This window comes from Lentihominibacter sp. (assembly GCF_046951855.1).
GTDB classification, from domain to species: domain Bacteria; phylum Bacillota; class Clostridia; order Peptostreptococcales; family Anaerovoracaceae; genus Lentihominibacter; species Lentihominibacter hominis.
On record NZ_JBKTXS010000012.1, the window covers coordinates 25,812 to 40,912 of the forward strand.

Below are 15,101 nucleotides of genomic sequence, written 5' to 3' on the forward strand. Positions count from 1 at the left end.
CCTAACCTTTTACACTATTACTCTGTCCTGACTTACAATAATATCAGGTTTTACATCATGAGCTTCTGCCGGAAGTTCATTTACAATCTGAAAATCATAACATACAGCCAAAGTTTTGCACCCGGGATGCCTTTCCAGAAAAATATCGTAGTATCCACCTCCGTACCCAATGCGGTCCCGCGCCTTTGAAAATACTGCTCCCGGCATAATTATAAGCGCGCTCTCGACATGATTCAGCTTTTCTTCCGAAATGGGCTCAAGGATGCCGAAGGATCCTTTTTTTAAGCTATCACCCACATTATACCGGTAAAAATCCATACTTCCTTCATCTACCCTTGGAAGCCATAAACGCTTCCCTTCGCCTGTGGCTTCATTCACAAGATAGGTAACATCCACTTCACTTCTTATAGGCATATAGAGACATATATCCTCAGCGCTTTTATAGACCTGCGAATTCACCACTGTTCGGCAAACGATCTGAGAATACTGTTTCACCTTGTTCTGGCTCATTGATTTTCTTATTTTCAGTATATCTTTTCTTATCTCATCTTTGCTTTTCATAATCATATCTTATCAAACTTTCATACGCTTTACAATCCATACGAAATATGATATCATGACTGATAGTAATAAAACAACTATTAACAGAAAGGTGGAACCACAAGTGAAGAGAATAAAAACATTAGTATCACGTGATCTTGAAAAATCTGCTAAAACAGGCGGCTGTGGCGAATGCCAGACTTCATGTCAGTCAGCAAGCAAGACTTCCTGCAGTGTTGCTAATCAGCAGTGCGAAAAGCATAAGAACTAACATAGATACTGTAACACACTGATATTAACCGCTGCATCTTTAAGTAGATGCAGCTATTTTCTTGTTGCTGCCAAAACACCTTCTGCACATATACGAAAGGAATACACATGGTTCATCAATATAAATTAAATGGATATAATATAGTTCTCGATTCAGAGAGCGGCTCCATACATACGGTAGATGATGTCGCCTATGACGTCATAGAGCTGTATCAGAATACTCCCAAGGATGACATAGCAGCTGTTATAGCCAAGCGCCACGGAATATCCGCTGAGGAAGTGGAAGAGATAATACAAGACATAGAGGAATTAAAAAAAGACCGCAAACTCTTTACAAAAGATATTTTCTCAGGACAAGCCGATCTTTTTAAAGAAAGACAGTCTGTAGTAAAAGCCATCTGCCTTCACGTGGCTCACGGCTGCAATATGACCTGCGGATACTGCTTTGCCGGCGACGGCGAATACCATGGACCTCAGGCATTGATGAGCTATGAAGTGGGAAAACGCGCCCTTGACTGGCTCATAGAAAATTCCGGTACACGACGCAATCTGGAAGTCGACTTTTTCGGAGGAGAACCTCTCCTGAATTTTGATGTTGTAAAAAAATTAGTCGCATACGGGAGACAGCAGGAAAAAGAACACAACAAGAATTTTCGTTTTACACTTACAACAAACGGAGTTCTGCTTGATGACGAGGTCATTGACTTTGCCAACAAGGAAATGAGCAACGTGGTCATCAGTCTCGACGGAAGAAAAGATATCAACGATAATATGAGAAAAACCCGTGGGGGAAAAGGCACTTACGACATGATTCTCCCTGCCTTTAAAAAGCTTGCCGAGTCCAGAAACCAGCAGGACTACTATATGCGCGGCACATATACTCACTATAACACGGACTTTACAAACGACATTCTCCATATGGCAGACCTGGGTTTCAAGGAGCTTTCCATTGAGCCGGTTGTTGCCCCGGACGACGCTCCCTATGCACTGAAGGAATCCGATATGCCCAAGCTTCTTTCGGAATACGAGCGTCTGGCATGCGAAATACTTGACCGCAAAAGAGAGGGCAAGGGACGTAACTTTAATTTCTACCATTATATGATAGACCTTACAGGAGGACCTTGTATCGTAAAACGTATATCCGGATGCGGCGTGGGCACAGAATACGTGGCCGTTACTCCTTCGGGAGACCTGTATCCCTGCCACCAGTTTGTGGGAGACGAAAAGTTTCTCTTAGGCAATATATATGACGGCATAACCAACGACTCTGTATGTCACCAGTTTAAAAGCTGCAACATATATTCCCACGAGGAATGCGCAGACTGCTTCGCCAAGCTTTACTGCAGCGGAGGCTGCGCCGCCAACGCCTATCACACCACAGGCTCCATAACCGGAGTATATGATATGGGATGCCGGCTTCATAAAAAGAGAATAGAGTGCGCCATCATGCTGAAGGTTGCGGAAATGTCAGAGAATCTGTAAATAATAAAAAGAGCGGAAATTAGATTGATATTTTCTGCTCTTTTTACTATCCAATAAAATCTTACAGCGTTTTTCGTATACATATTTATCGCTTATCATAACCTCTCAAACTCAACTTTATATGCTCCCAATATCTTCCGGCATGGTATTTTCATTTCTTCCATAAATGGATCTGTCCACTGAAACTCACAATCACAATATTCCTTAAAGCCATCTATGACTTCTGACGCTGCGAAAATATATTTTTTACTATCTTCTTCCCAGAAAAAACATCCATCATTGTCATCTTCAGCAGGACAGCCGCCAACTATACCTACTCCTGTATATTCTATAGCAAGAAAAGGTGCAGTAAACTTTATAGTATCTTTCTTTTCAACCGTATCATTGCCGTCATTTTTTTCTCTTTTGTATCTGTCAACATTTTGATAGGAAATAGACATCCCAGTACTGTCCCAAGTTCTCAGATTAAGCCAGCCTCTTTTTCCCCTCGCTACTACAGGCGTATTGAACTCTATACGAACCATCTCATCTTCAGCTTCTGAACCAAGATTTTCTTTTCTTATCTCTATATTAATTCTCAATACAGGCCTCAGAGATTCAAATTCATCATAAAGAAGTTTTTTTATCTTATCATGTTCAACCTCATAAGCCATAACAAACTGCTTCACTCTCATACTTTTACCCCTTTCCTAAACGCTTCAATCATCGCCGCTGTTATACTTATATCCGAATCTTGAGGAGGAATCTCATCTCTTGACAGCCACACAGCCTCTGACAATTCGTTTTCATCAAGATAAATATTATCTTTTCCATCCAGTTTAACGAAAAATCCTGAAATAACAGAATCCGAAAACCCCCATGGCTGGCTTCCAAAGTAAGAGATATCTTTTACTCTAAGTCCCACTTCTTCCATAACCTCTCGCTCCAAGGCACCCTCTAAGGATTCGCCAATCTCCACAAATCCGGCAATCAGCGCCAAGCCTTTATATTCCCGGCCGGCATATCTTGTTACAAGCAGCCTGTCACCGTCTGTAACTGCAGCCATGATAACAGGAGAAATGCGAGGATATTGAACATTTCCGCACTGAGGGCATACCGTAGCTCTTTCAGTGTCCGATAATTCAAGTCTGCTCCCACAGCTTCCGCAAAAGCGATGCTCTCCATACCAGTGATTAAGGTGGCTTGCGGTAACAGCTGCAAATGCAAGCCAATCCTCCTTAGCATCATTTAACTTCCTCAGCTCTATGTATTCCATTCCTGCAGGAAGCTCCTTGTCTGCATTGCCATCTTGAAGCATGAGAAATATAGGTTTATCGTCGACGGAAAAGGCATACACAGCGTACTTTTGCACCTGCTCAAACAAAGAGGCTATGCTGCTCATATCAGGCAGCTCCATACCTTCTTCATCGATAGATGCGAGAACCTTTCCTTCGCAGAAAACAAAGACTTTGTCTGTAGGACGCGGTTCTGCATTTCTAAAAGCATTATCCAGCTTATGAGGGGTTATATCCTGTATCATACACTGTCCTCCTCAAAGCTATCCTTTATATGTTCTTCAACTATAGACAGAATTTCTTTCATTCCCTCTGTACATTCCCAATCATCGAGTATATAATGCTTGACAACATCATATATCCACTCTTTGTAGTATGATATAGCTGCCGCCTTATCCATGCCCTTTTCCTTAAGTTCACGTATATCCGCCACCGAATATTCCACCTGTATTTTACAGCGTCTCTTTTCTTTCCCTTCAGTAACATCGTACACATTGACACTACACCTATTGTAAAAAGGCTCTTCCGGGATCAATTTTATCTTATGCACATTCTCACCTCATATATTAAGGCCACTCACAAAAAGAGGCTGTGCCCGATGATTGATTTCATCTGGACACATCCTCTTAGATTCAACTTATATATTTTGATTAAATATCAAATTAGTTGTTTTCAGCCTTGTACTTGTCAAGAGCTTCTACCAGCTTAGGTATGATAACCTTAACATCGCCAACGATTCCTAAGTCAGATACTTCAAAGATAGCTGCAGTATCGTTCTTATTGATAGCGATTACGCATTCTGAGTTTTCCATACCTGCAATATGCTGGATAGCACCTGAAATACCACAAGCCATGTAAAGCTCAGGTCTAACTGTCTTACCAGTCTGACCAACCTGTCTGTCTCTTTCAATCCAGCCGGCGTCAACGTTTGCTCTTGATGATGAAATTTCTCCACCCAGTAAGTCAGCAACCTTCTTAAGTTCCTGATAGAATTCAGGAGAACCGATACCTCTTCCGCCTGATACCAGAACTTTAGCTTCTGTAATATCAACAGCCTTCTTAGTATCTTTAACAACTTCCTTAATGTCTACGTTCATATCAGCAGCAGTAAATTCAACTTTGAATTCTTCAACAGTCCCCTGCTTTCCAGCCTGTGGAGCGATCTTCTTCATTACTCCAGGTCTTACTGTAGCCATCTGAGGTCTGTAGTCAGCACATCTGATAGTCGCCATTACGTTACCACCGAATGCAGGTCTTGTCATCTTCAATGTCTTGTCGTCCATTCCCAGTCTCTTTTCGATTGAAGCTGTATCTGCAGTTGAAGTAGCATGTAAGAAATCAAAATACTTATTCATATCTATATCCAAGTGAGTACAGTCAGCTGTCAGACCAGTATGTACTCTTGCAGCTACTCTTGGAGCAAGGTCTCTACCAATTGAAGTTGCACCGAACAGTACGATGTTAGGATCATAGTTCTTTATTACAGCAGTTAATGCCTTGGCATATGGCTCTGTAACATATTCAGCAAGCATAGGATCTTCTACAACGATTACTCCGTCTGCACCTGCTTCGATCAGTTCCTGTGACTTATCTTTAATTTTGTCACCCATAAGAACCGCGTATACTTTTTCATTAAGGTCAGCAGCTAATACTGTTGCTTCGCCAAGTAACTCAAAAGTAACTTTAGCGATTTCACCGTCTCTCTGCTCCGCTATTACATATAAATCTTTGCTCATTTTCAAGAAACCTCCCCACTAAATAATGTGTCTTTCTTCCATCTTAGCTATGATTGCAGCTACCGCTTCGTCAGGGCTTACGTCTAACTTAGTTCCTGCACCCTTAGCCATCTTACCGAATGAAGTTACTACTTTTGTAGGTGAACCGTTCAGTCCGATGTGATCCGGGTTCAGACCATCTTTAAGATCGTCAAATCCCCATACAGTGATATCTTTGTCATAAGCGTCGATGATTCCGCCTGCATGCATGTATCTTGGCTCAGCCAATTCCTGCAGTGCTGTAAGCAGGCAAGGAGTCTTAATATCGATCATATGATGTCTGTCTTCATACTGTCTTCTTACAGTTAATACGTCTCCGTTTGGTTCGATTTCTTCAGCATATGAAATCTGAGGAATTCCAAGGTTTTCAGCAATCTGAGGTCCTACCTGAGCAGTATCACCGTCGATTGCCTGTCTTCCTGTGATTACAAGATCATAACCGATCTTCTTAAGAGCAGTTGAGATGATGATTGCTGTTGCACAAGTATCTGATCCACCGAATTCTCTTGCTGAAAGCAGATAAGCGTCATCGCATCCCATTGCCAGTGCTTCTCTAAGTGCTACATCAGCCTGAGGAGGTCCCATGCAAACTACTGTTACAGTTCCGCCTACTTTTTCTCTAAGCTGAAGAGCTGCTTCTATACCTGATTTATCATCGTGATTGATGATGCTTGGAACACCATCTCTGATAAGTCTGTTAGTCTTAGGATCCAGTTTTACTTCGTTTGTGTCCGGAACCTGCTTTATGCATACTACTATTTTCATCGTTATTCTTCTCCCTTCACACTACTACTTTAATTTCATTGATCCTGAAATTACCATCTTCATAACTTCTGATGTTCCTTCGTATATCTCTGTGATCTTAGCATCTCTCAATGCTCTTTCTACAGGATATTCTCTGCAGTATCCGTAACCGCCCATGAGCTGTACAGCTTCTCTGCACACCTGGTTAGCAACGTCTGAAGCGAATAACTTAGCCATAGCTGCCGCAGGACCATAGTTTTCACCGGCATCTTTAATGCATGCAGCTCTCCAAGTAAGGAGTCTTGCAGCATCGATCTTAGTCTGCATATCAGCTAATTTGAACTGAGTTGTCTGGAATGCAGCGATAGGTCTTCCGAACTGCTTTCTTTCCTTTACATACTCAACAGCTTCGTTGAGAGCACCCTGAGCAAGACCTACAGACTGTGCAGCAATACCGATTCTTCCGCCATCGAGAGCCTTCATTGCAATCTTGAAGCCCTGGCCTTCTTTACCGAGTCTGTTAGCAGCTGGTACTCTTACGTTTTCATATGAAACTTCGCAGTTTGATGCTGCTCTGATACCCATTCTCTTGATATTGTCACTTACTGTTACTCCAGGTGTTCTGTTGCCGTCATCATCCTTAAGAGGTACAACAAATGCTGAAATTCCTCTTGTTCCTGCTGTCTTATCAGTCAGAGCAAATACTACGCAAGTATCGGCAAATCCTGAGTTAGTTGTAAATATCTTACCACCGTTAATGATATATTCGTCTGTAGCTTCGTCATATACAGCCTGTGTCTGCTGTCCTGCTGCATCAGATCCTGCGTTAGGCTCTGTAAGTCCGTAGCATCCTGTCTTTGAACCGTCGATCAAAGGTCTTAAGAACTTCTGCTTCTGTTCTTCAGTACCGAATGAGTCGATACATGAGCAGCAAAGTGATGTATGTACTGAAATAGTGATTCCTGTACTTCCGTCCATCTTTGATACTTCTTCCATGCAAAGAGCATAGCTGAGGTAATCTCCGCCTACTCCACCGTATTCCTTTGAGTAAGGAATACCCATAAGTCCGTATTTGTGCATCTTTGCAAGCAGTTCCATGCTGTAAACTTCTGTTTCATCCATTTCTTCTGCCAATGGTTTAACTTCATTTTCTGCAAATCTGCGATACATTTCCTGCTGAAGCAAATGTGTCTTTGATAATTTAAAGTCCATTGTTTATCCTCCTAAACTCTCCATTTAAATTTTGCTTACAATCACTTACTTATTTTATGTCAAATCACAACTTGTGTCAAGTCGCATTCAATAGGTATTATATTATGTTTTTTGATTTATGTCCATATTTATTTTAAAGATTTTTCTTACTCATTGACAAACGGATATTTGGGCACTAATATGAATATAAATTATCATTAATGCAGATATATATAGTGTAAGAAAGGATGGAAAATTATGTTTGAAACTCTGAGGTATGAAGTAAAAAATAGTATCGCTTATGTCACTGTTGACAGACCGGAGGCATTGAATGCCATTTCTACGAAAGTCCTTACGGAACTTCAATCTGCATTTGAACAGATAACTGATGACAGCCAGGTAAAGGCCGTTATTCTGACAGGTGCCGGTAAAGCGTTCGTAGCCGGAGCCGATATAGAACAGATGTCAAAGCTTACAGGCGTCGAAGGTCACGAAATGATAAGATACGGATCAAAAGTTATGAATTATATAGAATCCGTAGACAAACCTGTGATCGCGGCAGTCAATGGATTCGCGCTGGGAGGCGGCTGTGAACTTGCCATGGCATGTGATATACGTATTGCTTCTGAAAAAGCTCAATTCGGACAGCCGGAAGTTAATCTGGGTATTATACCGGGCTTTGGAGGTACGCAGAGACTGCCGAGGCTTGTGGGCAAAGGCATGGCAAAATATATGATACTGACCGGAGAATATATCAAAGCAGACGAAGCTTTAAGATTAGGTCTTGTAGAAAAAGTGGTTCCCCATGATGAACTTATCCCCACATGCGAAAAACTGGCAGAAACAATCATGAGCAAAGCTCCTATCGCCACTGCAACGGCAAAACATGTTATAAACAGCGGCATTATGCTTGATGTACCTACAGGAGTCGCACTGGAAAGTGAAGCTTTCACTGTACCGTTCTGCTCAGAAGACAGAGTTGAAGGCATGAAAGCATTCCTGGAAAAAAGAAAAGCTGAATTTAAAAACAAATAAGCATACGTTCTTTAATATACAGCAAACTACGGAGGAATTATGACTACAGAAGACATCAAATTAGTAGCAATTGATATGGACGGCACATTGCTTGACAGTCAGAAAAAAATGCCGGAAGATTTCATTCCATGGGTACAGAGCCATCCGGAAATCAAAACAGTTATTGCCAGCGGTCGGCAATACTACACTCTGGAACACGATATGTTCCCCATAAAGGATTCCCTGATATTTATCGCAGAAAACGGCGGACTGGTCTTCGAAAAAGGCAAAACAATATATCGAAACGTAATGAGGAAAAAAGATATATCCGACTGTCTCAGCCTCATATCACAAGTCCCCGGTGCTACACCCATATTATGCGGAACAAACTCAGCTTACCTGAAAGAACCTGATGAACAAGTAAAAAAAGGAGCTCTCATATACTATTTCAGACATAATTTTGTAAAAGATATGCTGCATATCATATCTGAAGATCAAATAGTAAAAATAGCGGTTTATTTCAAAGATAAATCAGCAGAAGCATCCATAAAATATTTCAGCAATGTGAATGCGTCTTTGGATGTGGTTATATCGGGTGACAGTTGGATAGATATATCTAACTCCTCGGTAAACAAAGGAAATGCTATTAAAGCCATACAGGATAAATATGGGATCACACCCGATCAGTCTATGGCCTTCGGAGATTATTTCAACGATATGGAAATGCTGCAAAATTGTACGGAAAGTTACTGTATGGAAAACGGTCATCCTACTATAAAGGCCACAGCAAAACACATAGCCCAATCCAACGATGACAATGGCGTTATGAAAGTACTGAATACTCTTTAATATAAAAAATGTATACAGCAGACAACTTAAAAACAAGTTAAATCTTACATAAATAATAACTCCGCAGATATTAAATTCCACGGAGTTATTATTTCATTTTATCTGCAATATTGATCTTCCACCAAAATATCCGTATCTACATCATACTTTTCTTTTATGGCAGAAAGCTCAAGATAGTGAGGCTGACTGAGATGAACCTTCTGCGCTTCCCTGCTGCTCCATTGCTCCCATAAAAACATCATATCGTCTGAATCGGCATGATAAAAAAATTCATACCTGATACATCCTTCTTCCCGTCTCGTTTTTTCTGCCGCAAGACATGCTTTCACTTCTTTATAAAATTCATCCCTTGCTTTTTTCCCTGTGAATTTGTATGTAACATAAAAATTGGTCATTTTGTTTCCTCCGGATTTCCTATGTTATTTGGTTCTTGCTATGCGCATGATATCACTTTAGGAAAGATTTGGCAACTAAATAATCATAAAAACGAAACTTCTTTTATCTCTTGTTTCCTACCTTCGAAAAATATCATTTCCGGACTGACTGTTTTAATCTCAAAAGGATCAGTATCAAATATATCTTTGTTCAAAACTATAAGATTAGCAAGTTTGCCTTCCTCTATAGTACCGATCTTATCTGACAATCTCATTCTTAATGCATTATTATATGTATATCCTTTCAAAAGCTGGTTTAACGTAAGCCTTGCTTCAAGAGGTGGTCTCACACTTCCCGGATACTTTTTTTCATCCAGCGGAAGCTCTATATCAACCCTTGTCATAGACGTCTGCATTCCAAAATACGGATCTCCTCTCTCTGCTTCTCCATAACTAAACAGGTCGCTCGAAAAGCCTACTGTACCTCCTTCACGAATTATCTCCGTGAAATCATACATAGTTTCCCATCTTCGGCGCCCTAAATATTCTATGGCGTTTTCTCCGAAATAGCCTCCTGACCAGTGAGCAGTCCAATCTATGAATATACCCAGCTCTGCCACACGTTTCATATCATCGGGATGTATCAGCTCACAGTGAGCCAGTGTAACATATATACCCCATTTTTCACCGCAGATTTTCTTGGCGTTTTCCACCGCATTGCAGCATGTTCTGAAAGCCCTGTCACAAACTACATGAATATGAATATCTATTCCTTCATCATTGAGCTTCAAAAGAACACTTGTCAGCTCTTCCTCGGATGCAGTCATGCTGCCGTAGTTTTCTCCTGAACCATCATTTTCAAAAGGTTCAAGGCTGGCGCTGTCACCCATCTCATTAGTCCCATCCATAAAAAACTTTACGGTATTTATGTGAATATGCTCTGTAGTATATTTATCACTCCATTCACGTACCGTAGATATGGCCTCCTCTGCCTGTTCACAGTCTTCCATAAGAACCGTCGCTTCATAAAACATATTCAATCTGCCCTCTTTATCCATATCGTAAAAGGTGCGAATAGCTTCTTCTCCTTCGGTAAATCCATCCATGATACACATAATACCTTTGCTCTTAAGAAAATCAAGAAACGGAGATACGGCATCCTCTTCTGTACCTGTAGGAGGATGCCAATTTATTGCTTCATAGATACCTGTATCGCCGTCGGGACTGCCCTCCAGCACCCAGCCGGTAGGCTCGCCGTTCTTATCTTTGACTACCTCTGCCTCCCCGGCAGGACTTGCTATATGTATTCCCCCATCTTCATCTTTTAACATATCTATAGCTACGGAATTATACCAACATGCATGATCCGTAAAATCCTGTATCCTCGCAGGTCTGTCAGGAAAAATCTTATCAAGATCTTCCTTCCGCGGGCCATCATTTCCGAAGGTCTCAGCATAATACCCTTCTCCGAAAAAATAAGGCACTTTCTCTTTTGGATTTTTTTCTGCATATTCTTTTATGGTTTCCATGAGCCTCTCTTTTTCCAAATAAAGGGGCATTCTGATATGCCATATGGTCTTAGCCACAGTTGTCGGATGTGTATGACCATCTATGAGGCCCGGGATTACTGTTTTCTGGTCAAGGTCTATAATCTGTGTTCCGGGCCCTGCCAATTCATCGCATGCTCCTAAGCCTCCGACACATACTATTTTCTTTCCGCTCACAGCGACTTCAGATGCCCAAAGAGCTTTTTCATTTTGTGTAAATATTCTTCCGTTTTTTAATATCATATCTGCTTTCATATTATCTCTCCTTATCTCGCAGGATCTTTTTTAATCCCTATAAGCAAAAGTAATGCTCCGGCTGCAGTTCCGACTGCTCCGCCGACTCTTGCCACATTTATCATCGCAGCAAAATCACTTATAAGCCCGCTTTCGTACATCTCAAGATAATATTCAGGTCCCCATGAGCCTTCATACCACTGGAGAAAAAAGCTACCTGCCAGAGCATATACGCCAAAAGACAGAATAAATACCCCAAATCTTGTAATATCTCCCTTGGCAAATTTCGTTTTGGGATTTATAGGATATTTTTGTGAATCTATCTTGTAAAGACCTCCGTAAATAAGCTTAAATACGATGTACGCTGCGAGCCCCGACCCTATAGATACAAAACCGAGAAGAAAATATTCCGTTCCGTTTACAAGGAGGGCTATCACTGCAATAATCATAGGTACAAAGGCATACAGCTTGACTTTAATATTCCCTCCTCTGATATACCAGCAGTCCCTGCTGTCAACCGGATATTTCTTTCTTATGATGAGCAGCGCTATTCCAAGCACCACATATATCATAAGAGCCAGAGGTCCTACGATTACAAGCAATGTAGAAAAGTCAAAATTCATCATTACGGCAGTAAACACTCCCAGAAGAAGTATGGAAAGAACAGGTACTCCCCTCTTTTTGCTTACCTTTACAAGAAACTTAGGACACAGCCTGTCATCAGCCATTACAAAAAATCCTCTTGAGCCGGCAGCTATGTAAGAATTAAAAATTGCTGCCTGAGAAAGTATTGCTATTACAAGAAATGCTACTCCCCATCCGTATCCCAAGAATTCTGTAAGAACATCTCCGTATCCTATGCCATCAGTTCCCCATTCATCCCATCGTCCCAATGATACTAATCCCGCAATAGTAGGAAGTATATAGCTTGCTGCTATCATAGGCATCGCTATTCTGAATCCTTTAGGAATAACCTCCGGATTCTCTATTTCTCCTGCCATATTGGATACACATTCATATCCGCAATACATCCAAACCACAATGCAAATGCTGCCGCCCAAAGAATCAATTACTGACTGCCCCTCGGGAGTTACCGGAAGTATCGGATTATACTGCCAGTTAGCAAAGCCCACTACAGTAACTGCTGCAAATCCGATAAGAATACACACAGATAATATGGTGCTTATAGCGCCCACCTCTTTAAGTCCCATGAGATTTATTACGACAAAGAATACTACAATAGCAAGCTTTACTGTAAAAGATACAAAAGGGTCATTTAACGCCGGTATAAACTTTGAGCTGTAGTTTACTATCAGGACTACGTAAGTAGCTGATGAAAGGTATATGGAAACAGTTCCCCACCAACCCATACAAAATCCCCAGAATTCGCCAAGGGCCTCTTTTACCCATACGTATATGCCTCCCTCTGACGGCATCAGGGCAGAAAGCTCTGACACAATCTGGCTTATGGGATGCGCCCATACTACTGCGAACACCATAAGCATTATAACAGTCAGCCCCGGTCCGCTACCGGGAAGCATATCCTCTATTCCGAATGCCCCTGCGGCCACAAGGCAAAATAGAAGGAACGCTATCTGTATAGACTTCATCTTGTGCTTTTTCAGACCTGCTACACCGTCCGGTCTCGACACCCTTTTAATATCATCCATAATCAATCACCTCCATAATTAATAATTTTTTGAAAATTCCGCTTATAAATCCATTATGTTTCAAAATAACAATTTGCTCTATAGTCGTTTTTTATAAAAAAATTATAATAATAACTAAAATTCGACTGTTGGAAAGCCTCAAATTTGACCCTGTCATCAGATTGATATAATATAGATACGAGGTGAATAATCATGAAGATAAGACAAAAGATTATAACATATAAAGATAAGCTTCCTTACAGCATCCAGCTATGCAATATAGCACATGCGGAACCACATTATCACGAACACGAACTGGAACTCATCTACTGCCTTAAAGGTCATGTAGATCTGGTTGCGGGACATCAAAATGTAAGAATAAATAAGGGAGAGATTTTCTCTGTAGACTGTGGCGATATTCATTATATATATTCCGATGAAGATAATCTCACTATTTTGTTTCACCTCGATCTTACCGGTCTTGATATTTCCTGGGAAAAACTCTGTTATATATATTTTGCATGTGAAAGCTGTCATTGCTATCCTTATCAGAAAAAAGCCATGACTTATATAAAAGATATCATTCTGACACTTTCCTATTTTCAGTACAATCACTGCGAAGGTTCCAAAGACCTTGCAAACTCACTAATAAATATTCTTCTTAAGTATTTCAACTGGTTCAATTACGAAAACCAAACCGAACAGATCAACATGGAACTTCACGACAGGTTCTACCGCATACTGGAATACTGTACTAAAAATTACAATAAAAAAATAACAATTTCAAAACTTGCAGAAATGGAGCATATAAATAAAAATTATTTTTCTCAATTCCTCAGCAATACCGTTTTCATGACATTCAGAGATATGATCCAGTACAGTCGCTGTTATAAAGCCGAGCAGCTCTTGCTGCTGACGGATTTACCTGTATCGGAGATATCGTATTCCTGCGGATTCTCCGACAGTAAATATTTCTATTCATCATTTAAAAAATGGTGGAAAAGCACTCCTTCACAGCACAGAGCCAGATACGCCGAATATATGAATACGTCTGAGGAAATATCTTTTGTCTGCGATACGTCTGCCTGTGAACTTCTTCAATGGCACATAACCCAATGGCATACAGAAAAAACTTTATTCTCTCATCATACGGTTTGAATTTTAAAATTTTTGTTAACATCTTGACATATTTCCCTCAACAAATTAAAATAAACTTATGAGTACATAAAAAACTCGTCGGTATCGTATTTATATACGTATCATATGACGAGTTTTTATTACGTAAATATAAATCCGCCGGACGTTCTGTCCGAAGAAATGAGGCAATATCCTGAATGGATCAGAAAAAAGAACATATCATAGAAATCGGAAAAGAATTATTTATTGAAAAAGGTTACCGCAACACGTCTATGCAAGATATCGCAGAAGCCTGCAATATATCAAAAGCTACATTATATAAAATATTTCAGTCTAAAGAAGATTTCAGTCTCATGGTAATATGTTACATGGTGGAACAAATGCTCTGTAATGTTGAGCGATTAATGGAAAGCAGTACAAATTCACAGATACAAATGCTTAAAAACTGTATTTCCGAACGTATGGATCAATTCTCAAAGCGTATGCGGTTTATGGATGAATTCATATTTGCCCAATCTTCTGACCAGCGTGAAAAATACCTGATATATATAAACAAAATAAATCTCGATATATTTGCACTGTTTCAGCAAATAATAATCCGCGCCTTCGATCTTAAAGATGAAATTCTGGCAAGTGAGCTCACTCTGACCTTAAACGGGCTTCTTAAAGAAATCTCCTATATCACATGGAGCGGGCAGCTTCATCTTGACCAAAATGCAGCAGTCGACTATATCACCGACAGTCTGCAGGCAACTATGGAAAAAAGAAAAGGCAAACACGCCTTTTTAACACAGGAAGTAATTCAGAAAGCAAAAGATGCCTACAAAGGAGATCTTGAAGCACTGAAACCTATATTTATAAAAAAAATGCTTATGCATGGTCTCAAAGAAACATTGACAAATTACGAAAAAACAGGTGACGAAAATAAACTTCTGGAGGCAGAACACCTCCTTGAGAAGTTAAAAAACATAAATAAACAATTTAAGGAGATATTATGAATTCAGACAAAAAATCAAAACAC

The 15,101-nt window shown here is 40.4% G+C and carries 16 protein-coding genes; 6 read left to right on the plus strand and 10 right to left on the minus strand.

What is annotated here, in order from left to right:
- Positions 1–9 precede the first annotated feature (9 nt).
- Complete coding sequence (locus ACLR96_RS04920; RefSeq protein WP_177270639.1) at positions 10–561, minus strand: 5-formyltetrahydrofolate cyclo-ligase; 552 nt, start codon at positions 559–561, stop codon at positions 10–12.
- A 103-nt stretch (positions 562–664) separates the two neighbouring features.
- On the opposite strand from ACLR96_RS04920, the gene scfA reads away from it, so the two are divergent.
- Together scfA and scfB are read left to right on the plus strand one after the other, a co-directional pair.
- Entirely contained in the window at positions 665–811 is a 147-nt protein-coding gene (scfA, locus tag ACLR96_RS04925) for a six-cysteine ranthipeptide SCIFF (RefSeq protein WP_177270641.1), read from the plus strand.
- Positions 812–918: 107 nt separating this feature from the next.
- Entirely contained in the window at positions 919–2,292 is a 1,374-nt protein-coding gene (scfB, locus tag ACLR96_RS04930) for a thioether cross-link-forming SCIFF peptide maturase (RefSeq protein ID WP_177270643.1), read from the plus strand.
- A gap of 95 nt (positions 2,293–2,387) precedes the next feature.
- On the opposite strand, the gene ACLR96_RS04935 is transcribed toward scfB, so the two are convergent.
- The 6 genes from ACLR96_RS04935 to ACLR96_RS04960 all read right to left on the minus strand — a co-directional run bounded on the left by ACLR96_RS04935 (position 2,388) and on the right by ACLR96_RS04960 (position 7,297).
- Entirely contained in the window at positions 2,388–2,966 is a 579-nt protein-coding gene (locus ACLR96_RS04935; RefSeq protein ID WP_177270645.1) for a hypothetical protein, read from the minus strand.
- Entirely contained in the window at positions 2,963–3,811 is an 849-nt protein-coding gene (nudC, locus tag ACLR96_RS04940; RefSeq protein ID WP_177270647.1) for an NAD(+) diphosphatase, read from the minus strand. Before nudC ends, ACLR96_RS04935 begins: the two co-directional genes overlap by 4 nt.
- Complete coding sequence (locus tag ACLR96_RS04945; protein ID WP_177270649.1) at positions 3,808–4,116, minus strand: hypothetical protein; 309 nt, start codon at positions 4,114–4,116, stop codon at positions 3,808–3,810. Before ACLR96_RS04945 ends, nudC begins: the two co-directional genes overlap by 4 nt.
- 112 nt (positions 4,117–4,228) lie before the next feature.
- Positions 4,229–5,302, minus strand: coding sequence for an electron transfer flavoprotein subunit alpha/FixB family protein (locus ACLR96_RS04950; protein WP_177270651.1), 1,074 nt, complete (start codon positions 5,300–5,302; stop codon positions 4,229–4,231).
- An 18-nt stretch (positions 5,303–5,320) separates the two neighbouring features.
- Entirely contained in the window at positions 5,321–6,106 is a 786-nt protein-coding gene (locus ACLR96_RS04955; protein ID WP_177270653.1) for an electron transfer flavoprotein subunit beta/FixA family protein, read from the minus strand.
- Positions 6,107–6,130: 24 nt separating this feature from the next.
- Positions 6,131–7,297: an acyl-CoA dehydrogenase family protein gene (locus tag ACLR96_RS04960; protein ID WP_177270655.1), complete on the minus strand. Its 1,167-nt coding sequence runs from the start codon at positions 7,295–7,297 to the stop codon at positions 6,131–6,133.
- Between the two features lie 237 nt (positions 7,298–7,534).
- Here ACLR96_RS04960 and ACLR96_RS04965 point away from each other — a divergent pair, with 237 nt between their 5' ends.
- Both ACLR96_RS04965 and ACLR96_RS04970 read left to right on the plus strand, forming a co-directional pair.
- Entirely contained in the window at positions 7,535–8,311 is a 777-nt protein-coding gene (locus ACLR96_RS04965; RefSeq protein ID WP_177270657.1) for an enoyl-CoA hydratase-related protein, read from the plus strand.
- Positions 8,312–8,350: 39 nt separating this feature from the next.
- Positions 8,351–9,139 (plus strand): Cof-type HAD-IIB family hydrolase, encoded by a 789-nt coding sequence (locus ACLR96_RS04970; RefSeq protein WP_177270659.1) that lies wholly within the window; start codon positions 8,351–8,353, stop codon positions 9,137–9,139.
- 98 nt (positions 9,140–9,237) lie between these two features.
- Here ACLR96_RS04970 and ACLR96_RS04975 read toward each other — a convergent pair whose 3' ends face one another.
- From ACLR96_RS04975 to ACLR96_RS04985, 3 genes are all read right to left on the minus strand, one after another.
- A complete protein-coding gene (locus ACLR96_RS04975) occupies positions 9,238–9,534 on the minus strand; it encodes a putative quinol monooxygenase (protein WP_177270661.1) in 297 nt (98 codons plus the stop codon).
- Positions 9,535–9,617: 83 nt separating this feature from the next.
- Positions 9,618–11,315 (minus strand): amidohydrolase, encoded by a 1,698-nt coding sequence (locus ACLR96_RS04980; RefSeq protein ID WP_177270663.1) that lies wholly within the window; start codon positions 11,313–11,315, stop codon positions 9,618–9,620.
- Between the two features lie 11 nt (positions 11,316–11,326).
- The gene (locus ACLR96_RS04985; RefSeq protein WP_412265343.1) at positions 11,327–12,964 is read right to left on the minus strand and encodes an APC family permease; all 1,638 of its coding nucleotides are present in this window, start codon (positions 12,962–12,964) and stop codon (positions 11,327–11,329) included.
- Between the two features lie 192 nt (positions 12,965–13,156).
- Between ACLR96_RS04985 and ACLR96_RS04990 the strand changes: the two genes are divergently transcribed.
- Both ACLR96_RS04990 and ACLR96_RS04995 read left to right on the plus strand, forming a co-directional pair.
- The gene (locus ACLR96_RS04990) at positions 13,157–14,101 is read left to right on the plus strand and encodes an AraC family transcriptional regulator (protein ID WP_177270669.1); all 945 of its coding nucleotides are present in this window, start codon (positions 13,157–13,159) and stop codon (positions 14,099–14,101) included.
- A gap of 176 nt (positions 14,102–14,277) precedes the next feature.
- Positions 14,278–15,078, plus strand: a complete 801-nt coding sequence (locus ACLR96_RS04995; RefSeq protein WP_177270671.1) for a TetR/AcrR family transcriptional regulator — start codon at positions 14,278–14,280, stop codon at positions 15,076–15,078.
- Positions 15,079–15,101 lie beyond the last annotated feature (23 nt).